The 25556-nt window shown below is 47.5% G+C and carries 25 protein-coding genes; 5 read left to right on the forward strand and 20 right to left on the reverse strand.

Features of this window, described 5'->3' with window-relative positions:
- The first annotated feature begins 82 nt into the window (after positions 1 to 82).
- Together punR and Q365_RS26555 are read left to right on the forward strand one after the other, a co-directional pair.
- On the forward strand, positions 83 to 985 hold the full coding sequence (punR, locus tag Q365_RS0121550) for a DNA-binding transcriptional activator PunR (protein ID WP_028025305.1): 903 nt from the start codon (positions 83 to 85) through the stop codon (positions 983 to 985).
- A gap of 154 nt (positions 986 to 1139) precedes the next feature.
- On the forward strand, positions 1140 to 1448 hold the full coding sequence (locus Q365_RS26555) for a DUF1272 domain-containing protein (RefSeq protein ID WP_081796354.1): 309 nt from the start codon (positions 1140 to 1142) through the stop codon (positions 1446 to 1448).
- Positions 1449 to 1539: 91 nt separating this feature from the next.
- Here the strand turns inward: Q365_RS26555 and Q365_RS0121555 are convergent, their stop codons facing one another.
- Positions 1540 to 2874: a serine hydroxymethyltransferase gene (locus tag Q365_RS0121555; RefSeq protein ID WP_028025306.1), complete on the reverse strand. Its 1335-nt coding sequence runs from the start codon at positions 2872 to 2874 to the stop codon at positions 1540 to 1542.
- Positions 2875 to 2989: 115 nt separating this feature from the next.
- Here Q365_RS0121555 and Q365_RS0121560 point away from each other — a divergent pair, with 115 nt between their 5' ends.
- Entirely contained in the window at positions 2990 to 3868 is an 879-nt protein-coding gene (locus Q365_RS0121560) for a LysR family transcriptional regulator (protein ID WP_028025307.1), read from the forward strand.
- A gap of 80 nt (positions 3869 to 3948) precedes the next feature.
- Here the strand turns inward: Q365_RS0121560 and Q365_RS0121565 are convergent, their stop codons facing one another.
- Entirely contained in the window at positions 3949 to 4488 is a 540-nt protein-coding gene (locus tag Q365_RS0121565) for a hypothetical protein (protein ID WP_028025308.1), read from the reverse strand.
- Between the two features lie 502 nt (positions 4489 to 4990).
- Positions 4991 to 5968: an MBL fold metallo-hydrolase gene (locus Q365_RS0121575; RefSeq protein ID WP_028025309.1), complete on the reverse strand. Its 978-nt coding sequence runs from the start codon at positions 5966 to 5968 to the stop codon at positions 4991 to 4993.
- A gap of 145 nt (positions 5969 to 6113) precedes the next feature.
- On the opposite strand from Q365_RS0121575, the gene Q365_RS0121580 reads away from it, so the two are divergent.
- Positions 6114 to 7022, forward strand: coding sequence for a LysR family transcriptional regulator (locus Q365_RS0121580; protein ID WP_028025310.1), 909 nt, complete (start codon positions 6114 to 6116; stop codon positions 7020 to 7022).
- Positions 7023 to 7105: 83 nt separating this feature from the next.
- On the opposite strand, the gene Q365_RS0121585 is transcribed toward Q365_RS0121580, so the two are convergent.
- The 11 genes from Q365_RS0121585 to Q365_RS0121630 form a co-directional block, all read right to left on the reverse strand.
- The gene (locus Q365_RS0121585) at positions 7106 to 7972 is read right to left on the reverse strand and encodes a hypothetical protein (RefSeq protein WP_028025311.1); all 867 of its coding nucleotides are present in this window, start codon (positions 7970 to 7972) and stop codon (positions 7106 to 7108) included.
- A complete protein-coding gene (locus tag Q365_RS0121590; protein ID WP_081796356.1) occupies positions 7962 to 10424 on the reverse strand; it encodes a fimbria/pilus outer membrane usher protein in 2463 nt (820 codons plus the stop codon). The genes Q365_RS0121585 and Q365_RS0121590 overlap by 11 nt, the downstream gene beginning before the upstream one ends.
- Positions 10421 to 11137, reverse strand: a complete 717-nt coding sequence (locus Q365_RS26780; RefSeq protein ID WP_155859034.1) for a fimbrial biogenesis chaperone — start codon at positions 11135 to 11137, stop codon at positions 10421 to 10423. Before Q365_RS26780 ends, Q365_RS0121590 begins: the two co-directional genes overlap by 4 nt.
- Positions 11097 to 11810, reverse strand: a complete 714-nt coding sequence (locus Q365_RS0121600; RefSeq protein WP_245621595.1) for a fimbrial biogenesis chaperone — start codon at positions 11808 to 11810, stop codon at positions 11097 to 11099. The genes Q365_RS26780 and Q365_RS0121600 overlap by 41 nt, the downstream gene beginning before the upstream one ends.
- 73 nt (positions 11811 to 11883) lie before the next feature.
- Positions 11884 to 12390, reverse strand: a complete 507-nt coding sequence (locus Q365_RS0121605; protein WP_028025315.1) for a hypothetical protein — start codon at positions 12388 to 12390, stop codon at positions 11884 to 11886.
- A 117-nt stretch (positions 12391 to 12507) separates the two neighbouring features.
- Entirely contained in the window at positions 12508 to 13002 is a 495-nt protein-coding gene (locus tag Q365_RS26785; protein ID WP_155859035.1) for a hypothetical protein, read from the reverse strand.
- A gap of 1437 nt (positions 13003 to 14439) precedes the next feature.
- Positions 14440 to 16068, reverse strand: coding sequence for an FGGY-family carbohydrate kinase (locus tag Q365_RS0121610; RefSeq protein ID WP_028025316.1), 1629 nt, complete (start codon positions 16066 to 16068; stop codon positions 14440 to 14442).
- A gap of 37 nt (positions 16069 to 16105) precedes the next feature.
- Entirely contained in the window at positions 16106 to 16834 is a 729-nt protein-coding gene (locus Q365_RS0121615; protein WP_028025317.1) for an SDR family oxidoreductase, read from the reverse strand.
- Between the two features lie 26 nt (positions 16835 to 16860).
- Positions 16861 to 18117: a sugar ABC transporter permease gene (locus tag Q365_RS0121620; RefSeq protein ID WP_028025318.1), complete on the reverse strand. Its 1257-nt coding sequence runs from the start codon at positions 18115 to 18117 to the stop codon at positions 16861 to 16863.
- Entirely contained in the window at positions 18114 to 18920 is an 807-nt protein-coding gene (locus tag Q365_RS0121625; protein WP_028025319.1) for an ATP-binding cassette domain-containing protein, read from the reverse strand. Before Q365_RS0121625 ends, Q365_RS0121620 begins: the two co-directional genes overlap by 4 nt.
- 92 nt (positions 18921 to 19012) lie before the next feature.
- Positions 19013 to 20053 carry an ABC transporter substrate-binding protein gene (locus tag Q365_RS0121630; RefSeq protein WP_028025320.1) on the reverse strand — a complete coding sequence of 347 codons (1041 nt, stop codon included), beginning with the start codon at positions 20051 to 20053 and terminating at the stop codon, positions 19013 to 19015.
- Positions 20054 to 20399: 346 nt separating this feature from the next.
- On the opposite strand from Q365_RS0121630, the gene Q365_RS0121635 reads away from it, so the two are divergent.
- Positions 20400 to 21389 (forward strand): helix-turn-helix transcriptional regulator, encoded by a 990-nt coding sequence (locus tag Q365_RS0121635; protein WP_245621596.1) that lies wholly within the window; start codon positions 20400 to 20402, stop codon positions 21387 to 21389.
- 50 nt (positions 21390 to 21439) lie between these two features.
- Here the strand turns inward: Q365_RS0121635 and Q365_RS0121640 are convergent, their stop codons facing one another.
- From Q365_RS0121640 to Q365_RS0121665, 6 genes are all read right to left on the reverse strand, one after another.
- Positions 21440 to 21862: a VOC family protein gene (locus Q365_RS0121640; RefSeq protein ID WP_028025322.1), complete on the reverse strand. Its 423-nt coding sequence runs from the start codon at positions 21860 to 21862 to the stop codon at positions 21440 to 21442.
- A gap of 293 nt (positions 21863 to 22155) precedes the next feature.
- On the reverse strand, positions 22156 to 22659 hold the full coding sequence (locus Q365_RS0121645) for an AAA family ATPase (protein ID WP_028025323.1): 504 nt from the start codon (positions 22657 to 22659) through the stop codon (positions 22156 to 22158).
- A gap of 42 nt (positions 22660 to 22701) precedes the next feature.
- Positions 22702 to 23202 carry a GNAT family N-acetyltransferase gene (locus Q365_RS0121650; protein WP_028025324.1) on the reverse strand — a complete coding sequence of 167 codons (501 nt, stop codon included), beginning with the start codon at positions 23200 to 23202 and terminating at the stop codon, positions 22702 to 22704.
- Positions 23203 to 23339: 137 nt separating this feature from the next.
- A complete protein-coding gene (locus Q365_RS0121655) occupies positions 23340 to 23774 on the reverse strand; it encodes a GNAT family N-acetyltransferase (protein WP_028025325.1) in 435 nt (144 codons plus the stop codon).
- Positions 23775 to 23804: 30 nt separating this feature from the next.
- Complete coding sequence (locus tag Q365_RS0121660; protein ID WP_028025326.1) at positions 23805 to 24317, reverse strand: GNAT family N-acetyltransferase; 513 nt, start codon at positions 24315 to 24317, stop codon at positions 23805 to 23807.
- A 182-nt stretch (positions 24318 to 24499) separates the two neighbouring features.
- Positions 24500 to 25411: a LysR family transcriptional regulator gene (locus Q365_RS0121665; RefSeq protein ID WP_028025327.1), complete on the reverse strand. Its 912-nt coding sequence runs from the start codon at positions 25409 to 25411 to the stop codon at positions 24500 to 24502.
- Between the last annotated feature and the right edge of the window lie 145 nt (positions 25412 to 25556).

A 25556-nucleotide genomic window follows, 5' to 3' on the forward strand; every position in this document is an offset into this window, starting at 1 on the left:
TCTAATGCTTTCAAAAAATTTGATTCAATAAGCTGGGGCGAGTTTTCAGCAAGAGCACTAGTTAGTCGGAGAAGCGGAGTTTATGTTTTCTTATCAAGATCTTCAGGTGGTAGATGCGGTGGCACGTCGCGGCAGTTTTTCCGCTGCGGCTGAAGAATTGCACAAAGTCCCCAGTGCAGTGAGCTATACCATTCGCCAAATGGAAGACAAGCTTGCTGTGAATTTATTTGAGCGATTGCACCGCGCCGTGCGCTTAACGCCCGCTGGCGAGTTCTTTGTGATTGAAGCGCGTGATTTGATGAAGCGTATGCAAGAGGTAAGGGAACAGACTCAGCGTGTCGCCAATGGCTGGACGCGCAGTGTGTCGTTGGCGCTCGATAACGTAGTCCGTGAAGACCGCGTCGATTCGCTGGTACGTGATTTCTACGATGCGTTTCCAGACGTCGAATTGCTCCTCACCATGGAAGTGTTCAATGGCGTGTGGGATGCCTTGGCTTATGACAGGGCAGACATTGCCATTGGCGCCACGGCAGCCGTGCCTGTTAGCGGTAACCTAAGCTACCGTGATATGGGGATTTTATCGTGGCGTTTTGTGGTGTCTAAACATCACCCTCTGGCGGATGCGCAAGAACCTCTCAGGAACGATCAGCTTCTCTCATACCCCGCAATTTGTTTGGAAGATACCTCTCGTATTCTCCCCAAGCGAGCGACATGGCTGTTGGACAACCAGCGCCGTCTCACTGTGCCCAATTGGCACAGCGCAGCACAGTGTTTTCGAAGTGGCTTAGGTATTGGTGCCATGCCTTCGCACATGGCACAGCCGTATTTGGAGTCAGGCGAGTTGGTGGAGAAAATATTGGTTGAACCGCCAGCGAAAAGCCCATGCTGTATTGCGTGGCGAACAGACAAGGAAAACCCAGCAGTAAATTGGATTTTGGATTACTTGGGCGACGCTGAAAAAGCGCATCGAGAGTGGTTGGAATAGCAGTTCTTGCCGTGGTGACTTACTGACAAGCACAGCTCTGCTTATCAATCATTGCAGAAATCTTGATGTTTCTTTGCGTGTTATCTATTCAATCGAAAGCTAGCATCAAGTGGTTGGCGCTTTATTTCGCCTGCGACGAAAAGGAATATGATTCATGCTGGACATTAGACCCAACTGCGAATGCTGTGACAAAGATCTGCCACCATCATCAACAGACGCCATGATTTGCACTTATGAGTGCACCTTTTGTGTGACCTGCGTGGAAGACGTGTTATCGAACGTGTGTCCGAATTGCGGCGGAGGGTTTATGTCGCGTCCAATTCGACCCAGCACAGCAAGACGCGAAGGCTTGAGCATTCAAGACCAACCCGCGTCGACAAAAAGGGTTTATACGCCCTATAGCAAAGCAGAACTAATGGCATTTACTGCGCAGTTTAAACACATTCAACCAGAAGATAGGTAACGACGATTCTTTCCGCTTATGCCAAAAAACATAGTGCCGAGATGAGGCTCCATCTCGACGCTTCGTCTTTGGTACTCGAAAAATATTGGCTCTATGACAACACGTAATGTAACCCCTTATATTGGCGACGTAGGGTTTCGGTAGAATCCGCTATCTCCTTGTGTTCGCGTCTGTCCAAAAGGCAGTCGGCAATCAAACTAGCCACCGCTGGCATGTCTTGCGCGGTGAATCCGGCTCTTACGATTTCGGGAGTGCCAAATCGAAGCCCATTCATGTCACCTGATACAGGGTCAATGGGAAGGCCAATGCCGCAGGTCAGAATGTTTGCCTTTCTGAGCTTCTTCGCCATGGCTTGTCCTCCGCCAAATGGCGCGGCGATAATGGCAAACTGATGGGAGAGAGTTGGTAGTTTGCCGTTTGGCGTGTCCACTTGAAATACAGGGAGCCCTTGGTTTTGACAGGCCACCGCTAAGGCTTGGTTAGTGCTGATCATCGCTTCAGAATAGGCCTTGCCATGCGCCTTCCAATCGAGCAGAGACACGGAGAGCGCGGCGGATTTTGCTGCATCAAAGTTAGCGGTCAAACCGGGAAAAGCGATAGCGTCGATTTTCTCCATCAGCGTCGCATCATTGGAAACGATTAAACCACCTGGCGGTCCGCCAAGGCTTTTGTAGGTGCTCATGGTCATCACATGTGCGCCTTCATTGAGTGGGTTTGGCCAACTTTTACCCGCAATGATCCCGCATTGGTGCGCAGCATCAAAGAGTACGAAAGCACCGACTTCATCGGCAATCGCACGAATGTCTGCAATGGGGTGGGGTAGCAAATTCAAGCTGCCACCAATAGTGATGAGCTTAGGTTTCAGTGCGTGAGCTTGTTTTCGTAACGCGTTCAAATCGACCGTGTAGTGTGTCGCGTCTGAGGCCATTTCGACAACGTTTAAGCCGTATAAACCCGCTGCGCCCGCATTGTGATGCGTAACATGCCCACCAATCGATGCGGGCGGCACCAACACGGTATCACCCGCTTTGCAGGTCGCCATGAAGGCATACAAGTTAGCCATCGCACCCGATGCGACGCGAATTTCTGCATATTTTGCGTCAAACACCTCGCAGGCTAATTGAGCAGCAACTAGCTCAATTTGTTCGATGGCTTCAAGCCCCATTTCATATTTGTCTCCGGGATGACCTAGAGAAGGGCGCGATCCCATACCAGACGCTAATAGTGCTTCTGCTTTCGGGTTCATGATGTTGGTGGCGGGATTGAGGTTGATGCATTGCTTCTCATGAATGGTGCGGTTTTCCTCCGCCAGCGTATAGATAGAAGTGATCATCGCCTGATGCTCGCTCATGTCGAATTGGCTAAGAGATTGCTCTGCGAACTGATTTAGGGTGTCGTTGACCCAAGGCTTGGTATGAAATGGCATCTGGCTCGCTCCTTGTCCTTCACTATTTTGATGCTTCTATCAAAACGCGACAGCAGGGTTATCTCAAATGCATTATTTTTTGTGTAAGACATAATTTAATTTGGGCTAGATATTCATGCGGTCACAGCGCTTTCCTCACCTTCCGCCACTTGACGCGTTGATCGCATTTGAATCAGCCGCCGAACATGAAAGCTTCGCCAGAGCAGGTGAAGAGCTTTTTTTAACTGCGTCTGCGATTGCTTATCAAATCAAAAAACTCGAGCGCACCTTAGGTGTGCCTCTGTTTGCTCGCCACGGAAAAGGTGTGTCGTTGACGGCAAAAGGGCAAGATTTTTTACTGCTTGTCCGTGAGTCATTCACTGCAATGGAAAACCATGTTGATAGGATCAGGCATGGTCGATTAGCGCCCGTGAAACTGAAAACACAGCATGCTTTTGCTCAGCTTTGGTTACAAAAACGTCTGGGAGATTATCAACACAATTTCCCTGATCATGATTTGGAAATTACGGCGGTTTCGACCATTTCGGGAAGCCCCAAAGATACCGATATTGCGATTGGCTATTTTCACCACGATCCTGGCGAGCACTGGCAATGCCTATGGAAAGAAACCTTGATTCCGGTTGCGTCTAAGGGCTATGAATCAAAGACACCTGTTCTTTATCAGGATATGAATTGGCACGATGACTGGCGCTTCTGGCAGGACCCAAAACACATCAATAATGGGGCTGCAAAAATGCGCCGTTCTAGCTTGTATGCGTTGATTTTACAGTCTGTGCTCGATGGGCATGGCGTGATGGTTGGGCGTGTATCTTTGATTCAAGAGCATTTAGAGAGCGGTGCATTAACGCCATGGCCAACAGCACATATTCAAGCCGTTGAGAGTGGCGGTTACTACCTCTATCAATCACCTTCTTGCGGCGAGCATGTGGTCGCGCAGCATTTTTGTCAGTGGTTGGTTACGGTGTGTTCAGACAAAATGAATGGCCAACAATAAAGCCTCCCGCAAAGCCACCCAGCAAGGATGGCTTTTATCGATGAAACGTTACCTTGCTTCTCTAACGTATTAATTATCTGTTAAAAGTGAGCAGTTGCGTCCCGCGCTTCTTTTTCCATGGGGGCATTATCGTAGCCGTAAACATACATCTGCATGAGGTACTGTCGTGTTTGCTCGGTTAGGCCTAACTCTTCGGCTTGCTTTACATGAACCAGCTCATGGGGAAGAAGGTCACGCTGTGTTTTGTATTGGTTTTTTATCCATACACCATAGCCATAGGTGTAACCTGCCATATTGGGGTTGGTGTACCCCACGCTTTTCGCGACTTTGAGCAGTTCGGGGTCTGTTGGCGCAGGCAATTTATCGACGTAATAGACTCTTACCTTCTCGGGCTGCTGAACACCCATCTCTTTGGCAACCATAATCTGCGCATCTGTTAGTGGAATGCCATTTAGTAGCGCTTCTTTCTGCGCTTCGTGTACAAACTCACTGGCGGAAGGCATGAGCTGCTCAACGCCGTCAATCAGTTGTTGTGGTGGGTTTGCATAGATTTCATCTCGGTTGACACATCCGGCCAATGCCAGCAAGCCAATTGAAAGACAAAACATTTTCCTAAACATATCGATACTCCAATTTCCTTCGCAATACAGTTTTTGTATTTGGTGAAATTAACATCAAACAGAACAAGAACTTGGTTGCGTTAGGTTTTCTTAGAGGCAAGACTCAGCACAAAGAAATCACGATGTAACGATCTAAACGGTGTGGGTAACTTAATGAATGGTGAATGGTGAATGGTGAGCGGCTGTGTGGGTGTGCTGCAGCTAGGCATTGGGTTAATCACCATGGCAAACATTACGAGAAGATAGGTACTGCAAGCGGGGTTCGCTAGTTTGTCACATTCTGTGATGCTCGGTTACTTGGATGGCAGGAGTCAATTCACTTAGCATGTTGTGTGTGGATGAGAACGCCTTTTCCACTAAGACGAAAAGTGCCATTAAACAAGCTGGGAAAGGGCTACGAATGATGGTCATGGTTGAGTTGTTCTGGCGTTTTTATACGAACAGCCACTGATTCGACATGGTTAAATCGTCAAACAGTGGCTGATGTTTTAGAGGTTAGAATTTATTTTGTCGCAGACAAATCTCTGTAAGCGGCTGGTACATTCAATGAAGGATGCACCCAATCACGTAGCGCGTAGCCTCGAAATTCTGGCATTTGCACTTTCGCGACGGTTTCTTCTAGAGTAAGTCCTTCATCAATGGCTGCCTGTACTTGGGTCTTTATGGTGTCGAGATAATCAATGTGCCATTGAATATCATCTGGTGTCATCGGCGAGCCATGACCGGGTACCACCGTGGCATCGTCTGGCAAAAAGGCGCGAACTTTCTGTAATGAGGCCAGCGTTTCTAACAAATGCCCATCTAACAGCCAAGGCAGTGACGGTTTAACGGTAATGATTGGGTTACCTGACCACATGGTTTTTGATTCTGGTTCCCAGACAAACAAGTCTCCACCTGTTTGTGCGAAACCAAAGTCGATAATCTCAACACGCTTACCGCCAAGATCTAGCGTGATGTCACCACCTGTACCTACCAGAATATCCGCGTCAGTCGGCTTGATTTCTTCGATGCCACGGCCTTTGCCGAAGTTGTGCATCATAAATTCAGTATCATGCGCGAAGTGGTTATCGATGTAGTCTTTCGCCACTTCATGCTGGATGATTTTGGTTTCCTTTGGTAAATACATGTTTCCGTAGGAGTGGTCACCATGGAAACTGGTATTCACGGCGTAAATGATAGGCTTGTTGGCTTCTGTCGCGACCATTCCTTGAACTTGTTTGTTCAATCGCTCGTTGAGCATGGTGTCGATGATCAACACGCCTTTCTCACCCACAATGAATCCGCCACTTGTGGCAACCGGTAGCCCTTTAGCTTCCAGTTCTTTTGCATCAGACGGGTAGTAAGCGTAAACGCCGTTATCAAGTTTTTCGGCGATAAGTTGTACTTTATTGGCATCCCATACCGGCTCATTGGCAGTGGCTGCAAAACTTAAGAGCGAGGTTGTCGCGACAATCGAAGCCGCAATTATTGTTCTTTTCATGATGTGATCCTATCTCGTTTATTGCTTCCGTGAAATTCGCATTCACTCTACGAATGCTGGGGTGGATAATAAACTGCATCTGGAGTAATTTAGTGTTCTCTGATTGAGAACAATCTAAATAACAATCGCGAATTCGGTAGGATAAATGGATAAGTTTGCAAACATGGAAACGTTTGTACGTGTGGTGGATGTGGGCAGCATTAGCGGTGCTGCCGATCGCATGAACTTGGCGAAATCAGCGGTGAGTCGCCGCTTGAAAGAGCTTGAAAATCACCTCAATGCGCAACTTTTTCATCGCTCGACTCGCAGTATGAAACCAACAGAAACCGGGCTTGCGTTCTATGAGCACTGCTTGCGTATTTTGGAAGATATTCGCGAAGCGGAAGCGGCGACATCACATGCTCACTGTGTGTTGCAGGGGCCTTTGAAAGTCGCCATGCCTTCCACGTTTGGCGTGCTTCATATGGGGGCGGCGGTGAATGACTTTCTCAAACTTCACCCTAACGTAGAATTTGAACTCGACTTCAATGATCGACAGGTCGCCCTGATTGATGATGGCTATGATCTCGCTATTCGCATTGCTGAGTTGCCGGATTCCGCGTTGCTTGCGCGAAAGCTGACAACCATTAAACATGTCTTGTGTGCCAGCCCGGATTATTTAGCCGAGCACGGTACGCCAACGAAAGTGTCGGACTTATCCGCTCATCAATGTCTTATCTATAGTTTGAGCAAAGATGTGAGCCATTGGCATATTGAAACGCCTGATGGATCATCTCAAAAAGTGAAAATCAACCCGGTGCTCAAATCCAGTAGTGGCGAGTATTTAATATCTGCTGCTGAAAATGGGCTTGGAATCGCTCATCTCCCTACCTTTGTCGCGCAAGAGAAAATCAACAATGGCTCGGTAGTTGAAGTGTTGCCCGGTTGTAGCTTTCGAGCGATCAATGCCTATGCGGTATATCCTCAAACACGCCACCTATCTCGACGAGTGAGAACCTTTATTGATTTCCTCGTAGAGCGCTTTGAAGGCACACCCTATTGGGATAACGCTTAGTTGCAGTTGCAGTTGCAGTTGCAGTTGCAGTTGCAGGTATAGCTATTGACGCCGTTGGGTGAGTATTGGCAATCATCGATTGGTCACGGCATATAGGATAAATCCGGTTCAATATAAATATGCACGGTGTCGCTGTATCTGCCGCCCGCTTTTCGTTCTGTATTGCCAATGATAATTTGAATGGGAAGGGGCGTCCCATCGGTGGAATAGTCACTTTTCCATTCACTGTTTGAATCATCCAGCGCGATTCGCTCGTTAGCGATGCGCATGGTGTAGTCGAGATCCCACTTGGCGTTTTGAGATTGGTGCCTGAGCTTACCGTTAAATTGCGATTCGGCGGAGAGGGAATACGGGGCGGTACTCTCTACCCAAAGGCGCGGCGCGGAATTGATGATTTTGTTCGTTTTCAAAGAACCCAAGTCAAGATTGTAGTGACGTTGTGTTAGGCCATAGAACTGTATTCTGGCACTGGGGGGCACATTAGCGGTGATTGGCAGAGTGACTTGGTCAAGCTCCATAATGCTGTTTACCGGATAAAGCGTCGCTTTCAAGATACCGCCATACTCACCGGCTTCTAACCATTGCGCATCAGGGTAACGTAGCTCAAATTCTGCGTCTGCCATGCTAGCGTCTAACTTCATTCGCCATTTCCCTGCTAGCAAATTGCCTGTTTCAGCAAAGTATTCGAAGCGCATCTCTGCGTTTTTTCGGCTTTTAAGTGATTCTGCTCCATCATCCACTTCGATAACGACCTCAACAATACACCCGTGAGGAATATCGGACTGTAACTGGTATTTTTTTATCAACGGATAGCTGGTGGAAGAAAACACATCATAGGTGTTAGCGCTGAGCATGGGCTTCAAGTTCTGCACAGAGGCATTACAGGTTTCAGCGAGTGTATTGGCGCTGAATAGCGATATGACAACTGCAGATAAACACTTAATCCACATAGAGTTCTCCTAGGCGAACAAATGTCTCATCACTGCTTGGGATAGTGATTGACAACGTTTGTTCCGGATTGGTTTTTAGCACGACGTGATAGTCTCCGGGGCGTAAACCAGAAATCGCGAAGCGTCCTTGTCGATTGGTGAAGAATTCAACTGGGGCGACATCTTCATCATTAAGCCATTGAGCGACACCCACCACCAACGCGATGGGCTCTGAGCGGCTTTGTGTTAGCAAGGTGCCGATGGCCGTGATCACGGCATCTGAACCGATTTCCAATGCGTAACCTTGGCCGTAGCCGGGATAGAGGGCAAAGCCGCCCTCACCGAGATCATAGCCAGGTGGAAGGTTATCGACTTCATAACTGATTTGTTGATCGTTATATGCTGCGAGATCGGACACCAACACATTGTATGGGCTGTCGAAAAATACCCTCGCAAATTGATCATTTGTAGAGGGGTCGATGGCGATGTTGTTCTCACTAAGATTCGCGTGCTTGCTGACCACCGCAAACGCTTCACCGACTTTTCGTCCGACTGCGAACTCTGAACCGGAAAAAGCGAGAGCGCTGGAGACTTCGACACGCGTATTGTGTGTTCTCTCATCACTATTGAAATTAGCCACTCGGGTGACGTGATCAGCGCTCACCTGATAGCGATTGGCGGCGTAGTCGATCGCTGCGTTAAGATTGGCATCTTGTTCATCTGCTGTTTCTACTGAGGCGAAGGCCGAAATTCCCCCCGTGTTACCAACACCATTTTGATATGACAGATCGAGCGCTGCTTGATGGTTTGCCGATTGGACGCGGCTGATTAATCGTGTTGTGGTCCCTAGCGGCCAACTGAGCGTTAACGCGCCGGAGAGCTCGGTATCAAGCGTCTCGAAGTGTTGATAATCCGCACGGACGCTCCACGTGGCTTTCGTATCAAACAGACGGCCAGATAAACTCGGGCTCGCGGACCAGTAATTACTGGTTTCTTCCGTACCTTGGCTGTAGCTGGCAGAGAACGAGGCTTTATACCCAGAAATGGTCGGAAAAGAGGCAAACAATGACCAAAATTCTTCAACGCTATTGAGAGGGGCTTGCTGGTTATCCAGATCATCGACAGCGGAAAAGTTGGGACTGATCTGGTCATACAATAAGCTGAACTGTGCGAGCCATGGGTTAGTGTCAGAAATGTTGGCGTCAAAGGCGACACGAAACGCATTCCCCGTCCCCAGAGTAGGGTGCTCGCTTTGGCTCGCTTGAACTTCTGTGACACCCAGCGATGAGGCGAACAGAATGTTCCCACCGTACTGATAAAGCGCCTCTTGCTTTTGGCCATTGATACCAAGCGTTAGCCAAGGAAACACGCCGACTTGTGCGTCACCCATAACAAGGCGTTGATCGGTTTCATAGCGAAACGTATCAATGTCAAAGACACGAGGCGCACCCAGCAAAAGGGTGTATTCATATTCTCCGCTGGCGAGCAATTCGTTACCCGTAGCAACTGAAAAATTGATCTCCTCTTGTTGGCCATTGGCATCAGTAATGATCAGAGAAATGTTATTTAGGCCCTGCGCGATGGGGATGTCATTGAGGCTGTAAGTCCCCGCGTTTAAGGTAAAGCGTTGAACGATAGCACCATCAATCATAACGTCCACGCTCGACGTGCGCGTTAACGTGAAGGATTGTGCGGCTTTTGGTCTGACGTTTTTTGTCGGAATGAGCGAAAAATCTCGCGTTATCCCCACACCAACCACATCGACCCCATCTTGAAAAAGCGTGCCGTTGTTGAACATATCGCCCAACACTAAGCGTGATCCCATATCGGGGAGATCAAGATTAAGGCGAGTGCCTTCGCGCAGATAGTTAGGTGCTAACCCATCTATGTCGCTGTACGAAGACTCGTATTCTAACGACAGTCTTTCATAATTTAAGCCAGCGTCGAAACGGTGGTTGAAATGACTGAGGTTGGTTGAGTTCTCGTCAACCGATTGCACCAGCGTGTTCGACAGTGTCACGTTGAGAAAGCCACTGAAGGGCTCTGGCTTTAAGTAGTCGGTAAAAGTGGCACGTTGTGCAATGGAGATTTGCTGAGTGACCATTTTATCTGGGGGAATGGTAAGCACGCATTCTAGGCTCGAAAACTCAAACGCGAAGCCAAGGCCGATATGTTCAAAGTCTGCTTTCGATAAGGTATCGCCTTTGCCGCGATTGGCTAACGATTCAAGAGCGTCGTCACTGATCAGCCCCTTCAATATCGCGAGGGTGGATGGTTTATCCAAGAGTATGTCGTCGTCGGCCGTGATGGTGATGTCGGTTTCGCCGATGATGCTATCACTGACACGAAGCAAAGAGGTTAGGGTGATATCGCGTCCCGTCGGATTAATTTTAGGGTCAGCGAAAGCAACGGTTCCAATGAAAAACGAGAGGAACAAAAAGGCTTGAAACAAGCGGCGAAACACAAAGTTCATCGTGCCTCGCCGTCATAGAGGCCCGATTGAATCTCATTAGGTGTGGTTAGTTCAATCGTGCTAAACGGAGGGATAAAGTGCTCGCCGAAGATCTGGTCAGGCTTATCTATACCTACGTTTGTGTCTTTTATGAACCGCATTCGGCTCAGAAAAGTGTAGCGATTACCGCTGTTTGATAACCTCGCGACGCCATTATCACTCACCTCCAGAGACAAACGTGCGCTTTGGGTACGAGAGGAAAGATGCACCAAGGCATTGTAGTGAATTTCAATAGCGACGCCGGAAGGGGCGTCGCTCATGTCCCCTTGAATGGGAGGTTGCGTGAATCGGACAAAAAAGCTCTGCGAAGAAGGAAGTGTGTCGCTGCCTAACCATTGGATACGGAAAATCTGAATGCCTCCTGCGGGCAACACAGTTGCTGGCGGGAACACCATTAACTCCGAGTCTTCAGCTTCCACAGCGTCATAACTTCCATCGTGACTAAACACTAACTGCCTCAACGATGCCTCAATGGGAATGCTAAATGTGTTGTGATTCTCAAGACGAATTTGGGCTGACCTCCCTGAGGTGGCAGACATCTCAAGTACGGTAGGAGAAATCGTTAGCCCTTTCGACACGCCGATTGAGCCAACACACAGGAAGACTAGCAACAGCCATGTCAGTATTTTCGGGTTAATTGGTTGCGCTAAGTTCAATCTGTGTATTGCTGGCATTGAAACCCTCAACTGGCTTCATGGTAAAAATACGCTTCGATTTAGGTAGCACTAATGTCGATCGGATATAGTCACCAATATTGGAACCTTCAATGACCTGCGTTTTGCCACCACTCTTAAGCGTCCACTTCACTTCGTTGATACGTCCATAACTCGTGCCAGTGTTTTCGACTTCAACCAGCCAATCATTTGTACTTTTTGTTAACTGAGCGATTTTCAGTTTGGGTTCGGATTTCTTGGGCTTAACGTTCATCAGCGTATCAAAACGCATCAATAAGCCGACATCCATAGAGTCGTTCTCATTTCTCAATACGTTTTGCTGTCTCACTGAAATTCGGTAAGCCTGTGATTCTTTAATATCTGGCTCGCCGAGGTATCGAACGGTCACGGATTGCGATTTACCCGGTGCAATAATGGCGGTCACGGGAATGACAAGCAGATCATTGTCTGCGGGTGTCAGCGTTTCTTTGCCTTGTTTGTTCATTTCAAGCTTGAGTGGGAGAACTTCAACAGTGAGGGGGAAATCATTGGTGTTATCGATACGCATCGACATTTGCGCGCCTCTCCCTGTTGGCGTCATTTCAGCAATCATGGGTTGCACTTTGTAGGCATAGGAGGGAATAACAACCACCAAACCCATAACGAATAAAGCCAAACGAATCAAAATCTGCATAGACAAAAACCTCCTTTTAAAAAGGAATGGGAGGTAGAAATACCTCCCATTTTATGAGGATGCGTTCTTGGAATTATTGCTGCGCGATGGTCACCGTTAATGTGTCGGTGTAATCACCGGCATACGTTGCACCATCTAGAATTTCAATTTGCAGTGAAGAAGCGAGGCCTGAAGCAAGCGCTGGACCGCTAAACAAACCAGATGCAGAGCCACCTGCGGCTAAACCATCAGTGTTCAGGAAAAAGGCGCCTAACGCGCCCGCGGTGAGGGTTGCTTTGTAGTCAACTACTTCGCCAACCGCTTCACCACTCGTCAGGCCGCCATTAAGGGTCTCTAAAGTGATTACGGCACCGTCTTTGTAGTTGCACTTAACGTTGATTCCTAAAGGTGAACTTGTAAGGGATAAGCCTTGATCTAGCGGGCCTGCGTTATAGGAAACGGTAGTTAGACCGCCGATTTCACAAACAGGGTCTACGTTACCTGTGATAAGCAGTGAAGTTGGGTCTGCGGAGACTGAGGCTGCAAATGACGCTGCGAACAGTGCTGATAATGTGATTGAACCGATACCTGACTTTGTCATAATAATGTCTTCCTTTATATGGTTTAGAACCATTTATTTGAGGCTATGAGAAATGTTGCAACGCTATTAACTGCATTTCGTTTGCAACTTTGGCGGTTTAACAATGTTGGTTGCTCGTTAAATCCCACCGTTGATTGATGGTGATACATCAATGGTTATTACATCTTTGTATTCTCCAGAGAATACGAATTTTTCCTCCATAGTGATGCGGATTGAACCTTTTGTATTGAAAGGTATTTCATTGTTTCCAGATACTCTTTGAACGGAAGATAAATCTTTGCTAGTAAACGTTCGATTTATTCCAATGCTCGAAACCAGTAACTGAAGCAAATAACTGTTGGGGCGATGATGACTGCTGTTTTCGAGTGCTAACCCACCAGAAGATGACCAAAGAGAAATCGTTAGTGGTTGATTGCAATCGATTCTAAAAGGAATACTTTCGCTCTCTTGATGTGAGAGATCCACCGTACGTCCCGCACTAAAATCTATAAGACAATGAGAATCAATCTCACCAAACATAGTCATAGATAAAGAGTCCGTCGCAAAGCAATTCAGCGAAAAAAAACCAGCAAGAATACCTGTTGTAAAGACGCTGCGAGTGCTTAAGTTCAAATCGAATTCCTGCTTAGTGTTTTGGATTGTCACCCCTTGTTAGTGATAATAAATATAGACATTCGAGTGTGTTGATTAATTTTGAACTAAAAGCAATTTGTGATACTTATTTAAATCTAAAGTATTATTGAATAAAATTCATTTAGAGTATTCTTTTTTTTGAAACATCAATGTGAGAATTGACCAAATAACAGTGCATGATGTCTTGTTATTTTATCACGCAAGATAACTTATTATTTTTTTGGTGAAATGTTAGTTTCCGTATGGTTTGAATTACAGTCTAGTTAATTAATTGAGACACTAAATTATTTTAGTGAAATAACGTTGATTCTATCTGCGAGTTAAAATTGGTATATAAGCAGGACTAAATGTAATGATTATGTTATGGAGTATATGATTAATTTTTTGAGTGTTCGATTTTGAGAAAATGAAAATAATTTTCCGAAATTAATATTTATACAAAAATTTCAATAACTTATGTCCGTGTTTTTCATTTTTGGTGTTGATTTCAAATATTTCCCACTATTTAATTAAGTGTATTTATTGGCTGTTTATTGTTCGCTTTTTCGCAATATTTCTTGGGTTCTATTTTTCACTTAAAGAATAAGGTTCAATTTCCCTTTTTGAGAGGTACTTTTCTGCGCCAGATACTGCCCTTTGGTGATGGGGGTTGATAGTCGTGACCGACAGAAGATGAAAGTTCTTCTGGGTGGTTAATAGTTCCTGCCTTGTATTTAAGGGACGTCATGACATGAGATAGGGTAGGTTGAATATGACGGTCGAATGTCATGGTTTTGTCACGATGTTTAGTTTTTGAACATTAAAGAACATGTTCATATGTGAGGAGTGATCACGGCCAGATAGTGGGTCAAATCATGATGATAAGATTCGTTCCTCCCACTTTAACCATAAATCTTAATTCATTTATCTTTCATTTAGTGATTTCTTAGGGACGATGTTTTACATACACAGGGTGATCTTTATCTTCAGTTAGGTGCGGAAATTCTAGATTGGCCAGTCGTATATTGTTCCAACGCGACAAAAATTGCTTAGGCCTGAATCATCAGTTTCAGGAGCCATCTCTGCGTGTGGAAAAAAGGGATGAATAAGAACAGTAAAATATATTTTCTCATAACAGGCTTCTTTCGTGATGAGATTCACTCTTTGCACGTTATAATTATACGTAAATGAATGTTAGATGAATTTCAACATCTAGTCAGCCATAGAGAATAAGTTCAATGTGAAGGGGAAGCCGACAACTAACGTTGATTATTTTGGATTAAGTCTGGGTTTTTTAGCTTGTTTTTATTTTATCCGAACTTAAGTCCCATCACATGCTTACGAGTGACACCTGAAGATTAGCCAACTGACAGGTTTGTAATATAGACCCAAGTAATCTGAATCTTACATCTTCAATTTATTTGGGGATTTATCTCTTTAAAAGTTCGTCGATTTTCGTGCTGCTGCTTGGAGTACGTTATAGGTTTCAAACCGACGTTGATGTGTGGTTTCAATTTCACCCACCTGAGGGGTGAATTGCGCTGTGAAGTGAGACATTTTAGCCATGGCTGTTTGAATGTCGTCATGATAGCCGCCGGCGACGCTGCCGAGAATGGCTGAGCCGAGTAAGACCGGTTCTTCTGTGCTGGGCGCTGTCACTTCGCGTCTCGTTGTATCTGCCAATAATTGACGGACAAACGCACTTTTTCCTGCTCCGCCACTGATCACGATGCGATCAACCTTAGCGCCAGCGTTGTCTTGTGCCTCGATAATTTGTCGCAAGCCATAACCAATGCCACAAAGTCCAGCAACGTAGAGCGCGATCAAGCTTTGAAGACCACTTTCCATGCTCAAACCAGCAATCACAGCGCGAGTGTGGGGGTCGGCATAAGGGGCTCGATTACCGAGAAACTCCGGAACAACGTGGAGTCCTTGAGCCAAAGTCGCAGCATTTGGGTCACCGTCTAATAGCTGCTCGGCTTGTAAAATGAGCCACTCAACAAGTGGCTGCCCATTTTGCAGGGCTTCCTGCTCAGCGGCGGATTTATAAGGATGTAAATCCAACAAGGCATCAATGGCTGCGCCTGCGGCGGATTGCCCACCTTCGTTTAGCCATAACGCGGGTACCATGGCGGAATAGTAAGGCCCCCATACCCCCGGCACAAAAACAGGCTCTTGTGTGGATGTCATGGTGCAGGATGACGTTCCGAATACATACGCGAGGTTAGCAGTTGCGCCGCCACCATTGGCAACGCCTATTGAACCAATGCCGCCCGCATGCGCATCAATCAACCCTGCTGCAACAGGGGTTCCTTCAACTAACCCTAGCTCTTTCGCTGCCAAGGTGGTGAGGCCAGTGCCAAGTGGCGTTCCGGCAGGAACCACCTTGGTGCCAATGCGTGTAAAGCCTTGGTCAGACAGTGCATTTAGCCCAATGGCTTCAAAGTAGCTTTTGTCCCAAGCATTCTCATGGGCTAAGTATGTCCATTTACACGTCAATGTGCAGACAGATCGGGCTAGGTCGTTGGTCGCACGCCATGTCAGAAAATCGGTAAGATCCATAAACTGCCAAGCGCTATCAAACACGTCAGGTCGATGTTCTTTTAGCCAGAGTAGTTTGGGCGTTTCCATTTCCGGAGAAATACGACCACCCACGTAATCGAGAACTCTGTGCCCAATATCGTTGATTCGTTCGGCTTGTTCGATTGCGCGATGATCCATCCATACGATGATGTTTCGGTCAGGCTGCATGGGGTCGCCAACGGGCAGGGGATTACCGTTCTCTCCAAGCACCACCAAAGAACAAGTAGCGTCCACGCCAATGCCAACCACGTGCTCAGCGGCAATACCTGCTTGGAGAACCGCGCCACGCACGGCGCGTACCACTGCTTGCCAAATATCGTTACTGGACTGTTCGACGATATTGCCTTCATCTTTGAAGATCTGAATATCGCATTTGTCCGTGCCTATAAGTTTTCCATCCGTTGAAAATACGCCTGCGCGAGCGCTTCCAGTACCTACATCGATTCCCAATACATATTGCGATGTGTGACTTGATTCTGTCATGGCTATTACCTCTGTTATTGCTAAAGATCGACTCTCGCTATAAATCGACGCTATTGGGTAAAATCACCATGTCTCGAACCACGACGCCAGCCGGGCGCGTCAACATGAATAGGACGGCTTCGGCCACTTCGCGAGGCTGCATTAATGAACCGTTCGCTAGCGCTTCTTCCATTTTTTCTCTTGGCCAATCATCCAGCAATGCCGTCACCACAGGCCCCGGTAAAACAGCGCCCATGCGAACGCCGTGTTCAGAAACCTGTCGGCGTGTGGAGTGAACAAAGGCTTGGACGGCAAACTTTGATGCCGTGTAGATAGGTTCCCAAACCACTGGCACCACCCCAGCAACGGAGCTTGTAAATATGATGTCACCTGATTTACGAGCGATCATCCCTGGTAAGACAGAGCGAACACTGCGAAACGCCGCATTCACATTAAGATTGAGCACACGATCCCATTCGTCGGGGTCGCCTTCGGCAGCAGCGCCGCCAACATAAGCCCCCGCGTTGGCGTGGAAAATATCCAGATCACCAACCAAAGCGTGAATGTTATCGGCCAATCCGGAGACTTGAGCGGTATCGAACAAATCCACCACAAGCGGAATTGCGTTGTCGCCCAATTCTTCACAAAGTGCTGCCAGTCGGTCTTCGGCGCGATCAATTAAGACCACCTTTGCGCCTTGCTCAATCATTATCCTTGCGCACGCTAAACCAATCCCTGACGCAGCGCCGGTCACCGCAGCGGTTTTGTTTGCTAATTGATTATTCATAGTTATTGCTTCCTCATCATTGTGTTTTAGGCTCGGCCGTGGCTTGCGCGTGATTTACGCGCTAACGAATCCACAATAACGGCAATGGCAAGCACCGCCCCCGTGATCATGTAACGAAGAGACGAGCTGAGGTTAAGTAGCGTCAACCCGTTAGAAATCGCCATGATCACCAGCACGCCCAGAAGGGCAGACCATGCTGAGCCACGACCGCCAAAAAGCGAGGTTCCGCCGATCACTGCCGCCGCGATGGCGTTGAGGTTTACATCGCCAGTCCCAGCTTGTTGGCTGGCAGAGGCGAGTCGAGAAGCAGCAAACACACCGCCAAGGGCAGCAAAGGTCGAACACACAATAAAGGCCGACATTCTGATTTGTTGCACATTAATGCCGGAGCGCCTTGCAGCCTCGGCATTTCCACCGACAGCAAACATGGAGCGTCCCCATTTGGTGCGGGTGAGCGCGTAGTCAAGGATCACCACAAACAGCACGAATACGCCAAACATCCAAGGCACGCCACGCCCGAGTTCCAGATAGAACACGGCAAAAACCAAACACACAGTCAGTACGGCCGCTTTTAGCAACGGAACGCTCATGCCTTCTGAAGAAAGATTGGCAGCCACTCGGCTTTTGTTGCTGCGCAGCGCGCTGGTAATAATGACAATGCCCGGTGTTATGGCGAGAAGATAGGAGAGCCAAATCGGCATGATCATGATTTGACCAAAGCGCACCAACGGAGAGGTAAATGGCAGGTTGATAGAACCTGTTGGGCCAAGAATATATAGCTGGAAACCCAATAACGCCAACAGTCCCGCTAGTGTGGCGACGAAGCTTGGCATGTCGAAACGGTTTCGAAGAAAACTGTAAATGGCACCCACTGCAGCACCGGTTAATAGCGCAGCGAAGATTGCGATAGGCAACGCCAACCCAGCGTTAACCCAAAGCACACCAATCAGTGCGGAAGACAAACCGCTCATCGAGCCAATCGAGAGGTCAATTTCACCCAACAGTAAGACACAAATGACACCTAAAGATATAAGGCCAACCGCGGCGGCATCAAACAGCAAGTTAACCAAGTTGTTCGGTGCAATGAACACTGGATTGAGTGTGGTGAAGACGGCGGAAATCAACACAAGGCCGATCACCACGGGCAGCATACCTAAATCGCCAGAGCGAACACGGTCGATGAAACTGCGAAAAGCGCCGGACAACCCCGTGTCATGACGGACGCGTGAATCTGCTCTGTCTATTTTTGGTAGCGGCGTATTGGACTGTTCATTATTGGTCATTCTTCATCCTCCCCAGCGGCGGCAATCTTGGCTTCGCGGCGAGACACGGAGTTTTCGCTTGCGCCAGTGATCGCTGCGACCAGTTCTTGGTGTGATGTTTCTGCGGTAAACACACCGTTATTTTTGCCTAGCCGTAATACCACGATGCGATCGGCAACAGCACGGACATCATCCATGTTGTGGGAAATTAATATCACCCCATGCCCGCGGTCGCGAACACGTTCAATCAGGTTCAGGACTTCTGCCGTTTGGGCGACACCCAACGCGGCGGTAGGCTCATCGAGCATGATAATTTGAGGGTCGAGTAACAAGGATCGGGCGATCGCGACGGTTTGTCGTTGTCCACCAGACAAAGACGCCACGGGTTCACGAACAGAAGGGATTCTGGCAGCCAATTCTTGTAACAGCGTCCATGCCCTTACTTCCATTTGCACTTCGTCCATGCACCATGGTGAGACTTCATGCCCGAGAAATAAGTTGGATACCACATCAAGGTTTTCACACAGCGCTAAGTCTTGAAAAACCGTGGCAATGCCAAGTTCTAGCGCTTTCCCTGGTGTGTCTAACGAAACCTCTTTACCGAGATATTTGATGGTGCCTGACGTGGGCTGATGCACGCCTGCTAACACTTTGACTAACGTTGATTTACCTGCGCCGTTGTCACCCACTAAGGCAACGACTTCGCCAGCATGAATATCAAGGTCAATGTCTTCAAGGGCGGTGACGGCCCCAAATTGTTTACATACCCCGTTGAGCGTAAGGATTAATTCTCCGCGATTCACGGCTGAATGTGACTGCTCCATGCTCTTCTCCAACTAGGTTTTGAGAGCGCGCCGCCATGCTGATGGCGGCGGCATATTTTTGAATCGACGCTGTTTGTTGAACGGTGCTTAAGCTATGGCGTAATGCCTAACTTGGCGCAGGCAGCAGCGTATTCGGCGGTGCAGACTTCGCTTGGAGATTGTATTCCCGCGTCGAAGATCTCCGCTTTGATGTTGGCTTGCGTAACCACGGCAGGAACAAATAGCTGAGAAGGGGTGTTGTACAGAGACATTTCAGCTTTAGGTGTTTCGCCACTTAGCAAAGTCACAGCGACTTCAGCCGCAGCAGCAGCCACGATTTCAGAGGGTTTTGATATCGTGTTGTATTGGTCACCCGCGATGATCAGTTGCAGTGCAGCAATGGTCGCATCGTTGCCAGTGACAGGAGGAAGTGGGTTAACCCCTCCGGCTTTCAGTGCCGCAATAGCACCGCCGCCCGTACCATCATTGGCCGCGACAATACCGGTGATTTTGTCGCCAAAGCGCGTGATTTGACCCGCAGCCCACTCTTGGGCTTTCGGTGGCGCCCAATCTGGCGTATCAAATTCTGAGAGCGTAATGTAAGGCGATGCATCTAACGCACGGTCGATACCATCACGAATCAAACCGGCAGCGGCATCGGTTGGCGATCCGTTGATTTGCAATACGCCCGAGCCTTCGGGAACGCCAGATTGCTTGAGCTGTTCAACCAAAGATTGTGCAATGGCATAACCAATCCCTTCATTGTCGAATGACACATAGAAGTCGGCTGGCGAATCAGGGATAGGGCGATCATAAGCAATCACTTTTACGCCCTGAGATTGTGCGATTTGTACCAGCGCCGCGGCGGCGGAAGAATCAACTGGGTCAAGTACGATGACTTCTGCACCTTGGGCGATAACAGAGTTGAACTGTTGTTGTTGCAGCGCAACATCCGCGTTGCCGTTTTGGTAGATAAGTTTGCAATCAGGGCAGAGCTTATCCATGGCGGTTTTAAACCCCGGCCAATCGTGTTCTTCATATCGGGTGGATGCTTGATCGGGCATCAGGAAAGCCACAGTTTGAGCGATGGCGGCAGATGCAAACAGGCTTGCAGCGATACTAGAAAGTGCGGCTATCTTGGTTAACTTGGTCATTTTATCCTCCGTAATGCTGAGTATGCGCAGACGATTTGTGGCGATGGTTGTTAGAACAAACGCCGATGATTTTGAAATATCTAAATCGATAGGTGAGCCAAGTGACTGATTCTCCAACGAAGAGGTCTATTCCAAATAAAATCGTCTGCACTGTCGATTAAGAACGGCTTCTCAACGGATATTGAATTACTGCTCAATCGATTGTGCAAATTTGCACCAAGGTATAAATTGCGTCAACATCCCATTAACAAATGGGTGTGAAATTTAGCCACTATTACTCGTTATTCTCGTTACTGAGCCAATTTCTTCTTCTAGCGTGGTGAAAAAATACAGAATGAAAAAAGAAATGAAACGCACCACTATTTATGACTTAGCAACTCGGATCGGCGCGTCACCGAGTTCAGTCAGCGCCGTGCTCAATGGGACGTGGAAGAAGCGAAGGATCAGCGCGAAGCTTGCCGAACGTGTACTGAAACTGGCCGAAGAAGAAGGGTATACAGTGAATACTCAAGCCAGCTTATTGCGTCGTGAGCGCTCGAATATCATTGGTATGATCGTGCCAAAATATGACAACCGATACTTCGGCGATATCGCAGAAAAGTTTGAGTCGATGGCGCGTTTACGTGGGCTTGTTCCCATCGTGACCTGTACGCAACGAAATCCAGATTTAGAATTTGATGGCGCAAAAGAGTTGGTGTCGTACCAAGTAGAATGCTTGATTTCAACAGGGGCTACCGATCCTGACCGTATTTCAGACTTTTGCCAAGCTGTTGGCGTTCAGTCGATCAACATGGACTTGCCGGGCAGCAAAGCAGCCTCTGTCATTTCCGATAACTTTACCGGCGCATTTGAACTCACCGAACTGATTTTAAGTCGGTGTGAAAAAGAACTCGGGTGGGTTGGTCCGCTACGTTTTGTCGGCGGCAGGTTGTCTGATCATAATACCGCAGCCCGCCTCGACGGATTTCTCGCCGCGCAGCGTGAGCGTGGTATTGAGGTGCCCGAAGAGTACATTTTGGTGGAAGGGTATTCCGCTAAGAAAGCCGAGCAGTTACTGGCGGGTTTTGAACCCAATGGCCCAACGGGGCTGTTCGTGAACTCGACCATTTCATTAGAAGGCGTGGTGAGTTGGCAAAGCGGTCTGCCAGATGGCGGTAAGATGATTCGATACGGCTGCTTTGACTGGGATCCTTTTGGGTCATTTCTTCCAGGCAATGTGGGCATGGTCGAGCAGGACGTCGAAACCATGTTAGACAATGTGTTCGATTTGATTGGCAGCGGGGAATCAACAGCAGAGCTGATTAAGATCCCCTGTAAGATGCGCGTGTTCGATTGACTACGCGCTTTATGCTATTGGCTTGAAACTGGAAGAGCTGTTTTGCCCTGCTACATCAATCTTTTTGACATTGGGTGATCGGCATTTAGCTGCAATAAATCCCAACGGTTGCCGTATAAATCTTCGAACACTGCCACCGTGCCATAGTCTTGCTCCGCGGGTGGTCGAACGAATTGGATGCCAATAGACACCATACGCTCGTAATCGCGCCAAAAGTCATCAGTGTTTAAGAAAAGAAAGACGCGCCCGCCTGCTTGATTACCAATGAAATCTAATTGCTCCGGCTTGGAAGCTTTAGCCAGCAACAACGCCACGCCTTGTGAATTGGGCGGAGCAACGACAACCCAACGTTTGTCTTCTTCTGGCTGATACGTATCTTCGATTAGCTCAAACTTCAGCTTGTTGACGTAAAAGTCTAACGCTTCATCGTAGTCTTTAACGACTAACGCAATATGAACAATATTTTGCTTCATTGATTGACCTGCCATGGGAAATGCGGGTGATTGAAAGAGGTTTTATCATTGCGTCTATGCTCCGCAAAGACAACCTTTTTGCCCTACCACTTATGCAAATGGACCATCGCGAGTAGGAACCATCAAGGCACTCCTCGTTTTTCGGTTTTAGGGCTAGGGGGCTGTATAAATTGGTAAAAGATGCAGACGCAGCGATTTTTGCAGAGGAACTTTAGCAGTTAACTGAGAATCTTCCTACGGTTTCGCCGAAGGTCATCTTTTCGAAAGAAAGGTGCACTGCGCTCGATCGACAATTACTCAGATGACACATCGACCGTTAGGCCATGCTTAAGCTCTTCGGCGTCGGGCACTTCAAACCTTGGTTCCATAAAGTTGAACATCATGTCGGTCACTTCAAACGAATAAACCGCAGGGTCTTTTTCCATATTGCGCTTATCGACGCGAGTTTTGCGCACGTCCGTTGGCGCATGCAAATAATGCACTTCAGCGTTGATATTCAGTGCTTGGGCTTTAGTGACGAAAATCTCTCTTTGTGATTTGGTTGTAAAACCCAAATCCAACAGTACATTTCCGTCCAGTGCCAATATTTGTTCACTGACTTCCCAAATCTGGTCGTAGCAGCGGTTAACTCGCTCAATCATCCATGCGTAATCCAGCGAGGTCATGTCTTTGGAGAACAACGTTTGCATCCACGGATCAATCGAAAACTTCACGGCACCGATGTCTTTGCAAAGGCCAATTGAGTACGTTGTTTTCCCCGCTCCGGTGGGGCCGCACACTAAAATGAGTCTTGCCATTTACGTTATTCCTTTTTGTTTGTCGTCGCTGCTAGCCGATGGTCAGAACTGTTTTTCCATCAGCACATCAATGATGGTTTCACCATTGAATTCTTCTGAAAGGTAACCCGAACCAAAGGTGAACCCGTGCTTAGTGTAGAAGGTTTTTGCTGCGTCATTTTTGTCCAGAACGTAAAGCGTAATTCTTTGAATATCAGAGGCCTTCGCCACGTCTTCAAGAGTCGCCATTAACAAAGAACCGACGCGTTTGCCGTAGATGCTAGGACAAAGGTAGAGCTTGCTCAGGTCTAAAGTGCGCTTGTCCTTTTTACTCTCGCCGTATGACAAGAAACCCACGACTTGATCATTGGCTTCCGCAACGAAGACGCATTCCTTCTGGCTTTCCAGTATATGTCGCCATTCATCGGTTCTTGTTTCTTCGGTATAGCCGCCGATATATGCCTCAGGCATCAAGCCCGAGAACGCAGCTTTCCATGAGTTAACATGTATACAAGCAATGGCTTTAGCGTCTGTTAACTGCGCTTGTCGTACTCTGATTTCCATTCATTCCTCTTTGACACTGCGCCACATCTTCAGTCACTGCATAAGGCTATTTGGGCAAGGCTGCTTGAACAAGGCTACTTGGACAATACAACTTGATTAAGGCTACTAGGGTTAAGGTTTATCCGTGTCGCAGATCACTAGCAGTGCTTCAGCATTTTTGTATGTGGAACCCCAGTGCTGGCGGCGATGAAGGTGTCGCCAACTGTTTCGAACCCGTATTTCTCGTACATCGGCACTGCATGTAATCGAGCGTTGAGGCTGATTGCTGTGGCGTTATGTTTCGTCGCGATCTGTATGAGTTCACTCAGCACCGCAGAACCCAGCCCTTTGCCTTGCCTGTCAGGGCGAACCACCATTTGGGATATCTTAAATTCATTCGGTTGCACTTCACTCAATCGACCGTAGGCAAGCAAACCGTCTTCATTCGCCATCGCCAAGTGAAAGCTCTGCGCTTCGAGCGAATCGAAGAGGATGCTGGGAGGCAGTTTCGGCTCACGGAAGAAAAGGTCATAACGCAATTCGAGAGCCTCTTTGTATAGATCATCCGTGGTTTGTAATTGAATCAGTTCCATTTGACTTGCTCTTGATGTGATTTGCCGTAATTAAGCATGTTTAGTCTCTTCGACAATGTTTTGGAAACGGATGAAGTGCATTTCTAGGTCGATATCAATATCTAGCGTTGCTTCATACCGGTTTCCAACGCTGTGATTGACTGCGGACTGCCAAAAACGCAGTGCTGCTTTGTTTTCCTTTAACACTCGGATTTGCCATTGCCCCGAGTGATTTTCTAATAGTGCTTGAAACGCTTTTTTCCCAACGCCTTGCCCTTTGAATTTTCGCAACACGAAGAACTGGTCGATATCAAAAAACTCTCTGTTCGCGGGATACTTTCGAACCAAAGCAAAGCCTGCGAGTTCAGATCCAACATTTATGAAATACGGCACATGATCAGAGTGAGTCCAATATGGATTAAGCGTGTCCGAGTCGAACGAATACAAACCATTTTGGTTAGGGCTTAAATGCATACATTCAGACATGTCATACACATAGTAGGGGAACAAATTCTCCAATATATACCTAGATTTCGACTCAATACGCCGCAGAGATACTTCCATTTAACTTTCCTACCATGAAATTCGAATGCGCTAACCCGCTGGGTATAGAGCAACCCTACGATTTTTACTTTACGTCCTGTTTTTATCGCATTACGTTTGCCTATCTAATTTGCAAACGAAAAAATGCGATCAAATGGGCCTTTTTGCGATTGCTGGGGCTGCTGTTTGGTTAACACTGAGTGTTAGGAGTTGATACCCGCGACAACAGTAAGACGAATGAACTCACAGAACGCTGCTTCGGCGGAACTCAGTTCTTTTTTCTTGTTCCACGCTATTCCCACATCCATACCGGGAACGGAATCCTCGAGTGTGTGCACTTCAACACGTCGACCTTCAAGCGACCAAGGTCGGTAAACCATGTCTGAAAGAATGGAAACCCCATAGCCATTGGCAACCATGCTTCGCACTGCCTCTACGGAAGAAGTGCGAAACACGACATTGGGTCGATATGACGTCTGATTCCAATAGCGTTGCGCCGTGTTGCTGGCTTCATCGACAGCCAACATGATGTAGGGTTCTTCCGCCACATCCTGCAAGGAGATGTGTTTTTTTTGGCGCAAAGGGTGATTGGTTCCAAGCCAGAGGCGTCGCCTTGAGCTGAGCAACACTTCAAACGCAATGTCCTCCTGATTGACCAGATTTGACGTTAGCATCATAGCTAAATCGTATTGCCCCGATGCCAGTCCTTCTTCTATTTGCTCTCGCTGCGCTTCAAACAGTTGAATTTCAACTTGGGGAAAACTTCGTTGAAACCTGACAAGGTAAGGTGGTGCGAAATATCCCGCCACGGTGTAAGACATCGCAATGCGTATTTTCCCCACGATTTTTTCGTGGCTGCGACTAGGTATCCTCATTGCCTCTTCTACAGCAGACATGATGTAGAGCGCATGTTGAAGGAACTGATTCCCCTCATAAGTGAGTGCCATACCTTGGGAGTGCCGAGTGAATAATGAGGTATCTAGCATTTCTTCTAGGGATTTGAGCGATGTTGTTATGGCGGACTGAGAAACGTTCAAATCCATCGCAGCTTGTGACACCTGACCGGTGTTAGCAGTGGCAATAAAATATCGAATTTGGCGTAGTGTGGGCATCATTTCTGAAAAATCCTCTTAATAATTCCAAAAATTTAATATCTCATTTTTTAATAGATCGAATGATTGACGTCCAATATTCCATTTAATCATTGATATTTATGATAATAACTTGAAAGTCTAATTTTTCATTCGTGATGTATAGGTA

This window comes from Enterovibrio calviensis DSM 14347 (genome assembly GCF_000621165.1).
In the GTDB taxonomy this organism is placed as follows: Bacteria; Pseudomonadota; Gammaproteobacteria; order Enterobacterales; family Vibrionaceae; genus Enterovibrio; species Enterovibrio calviensis.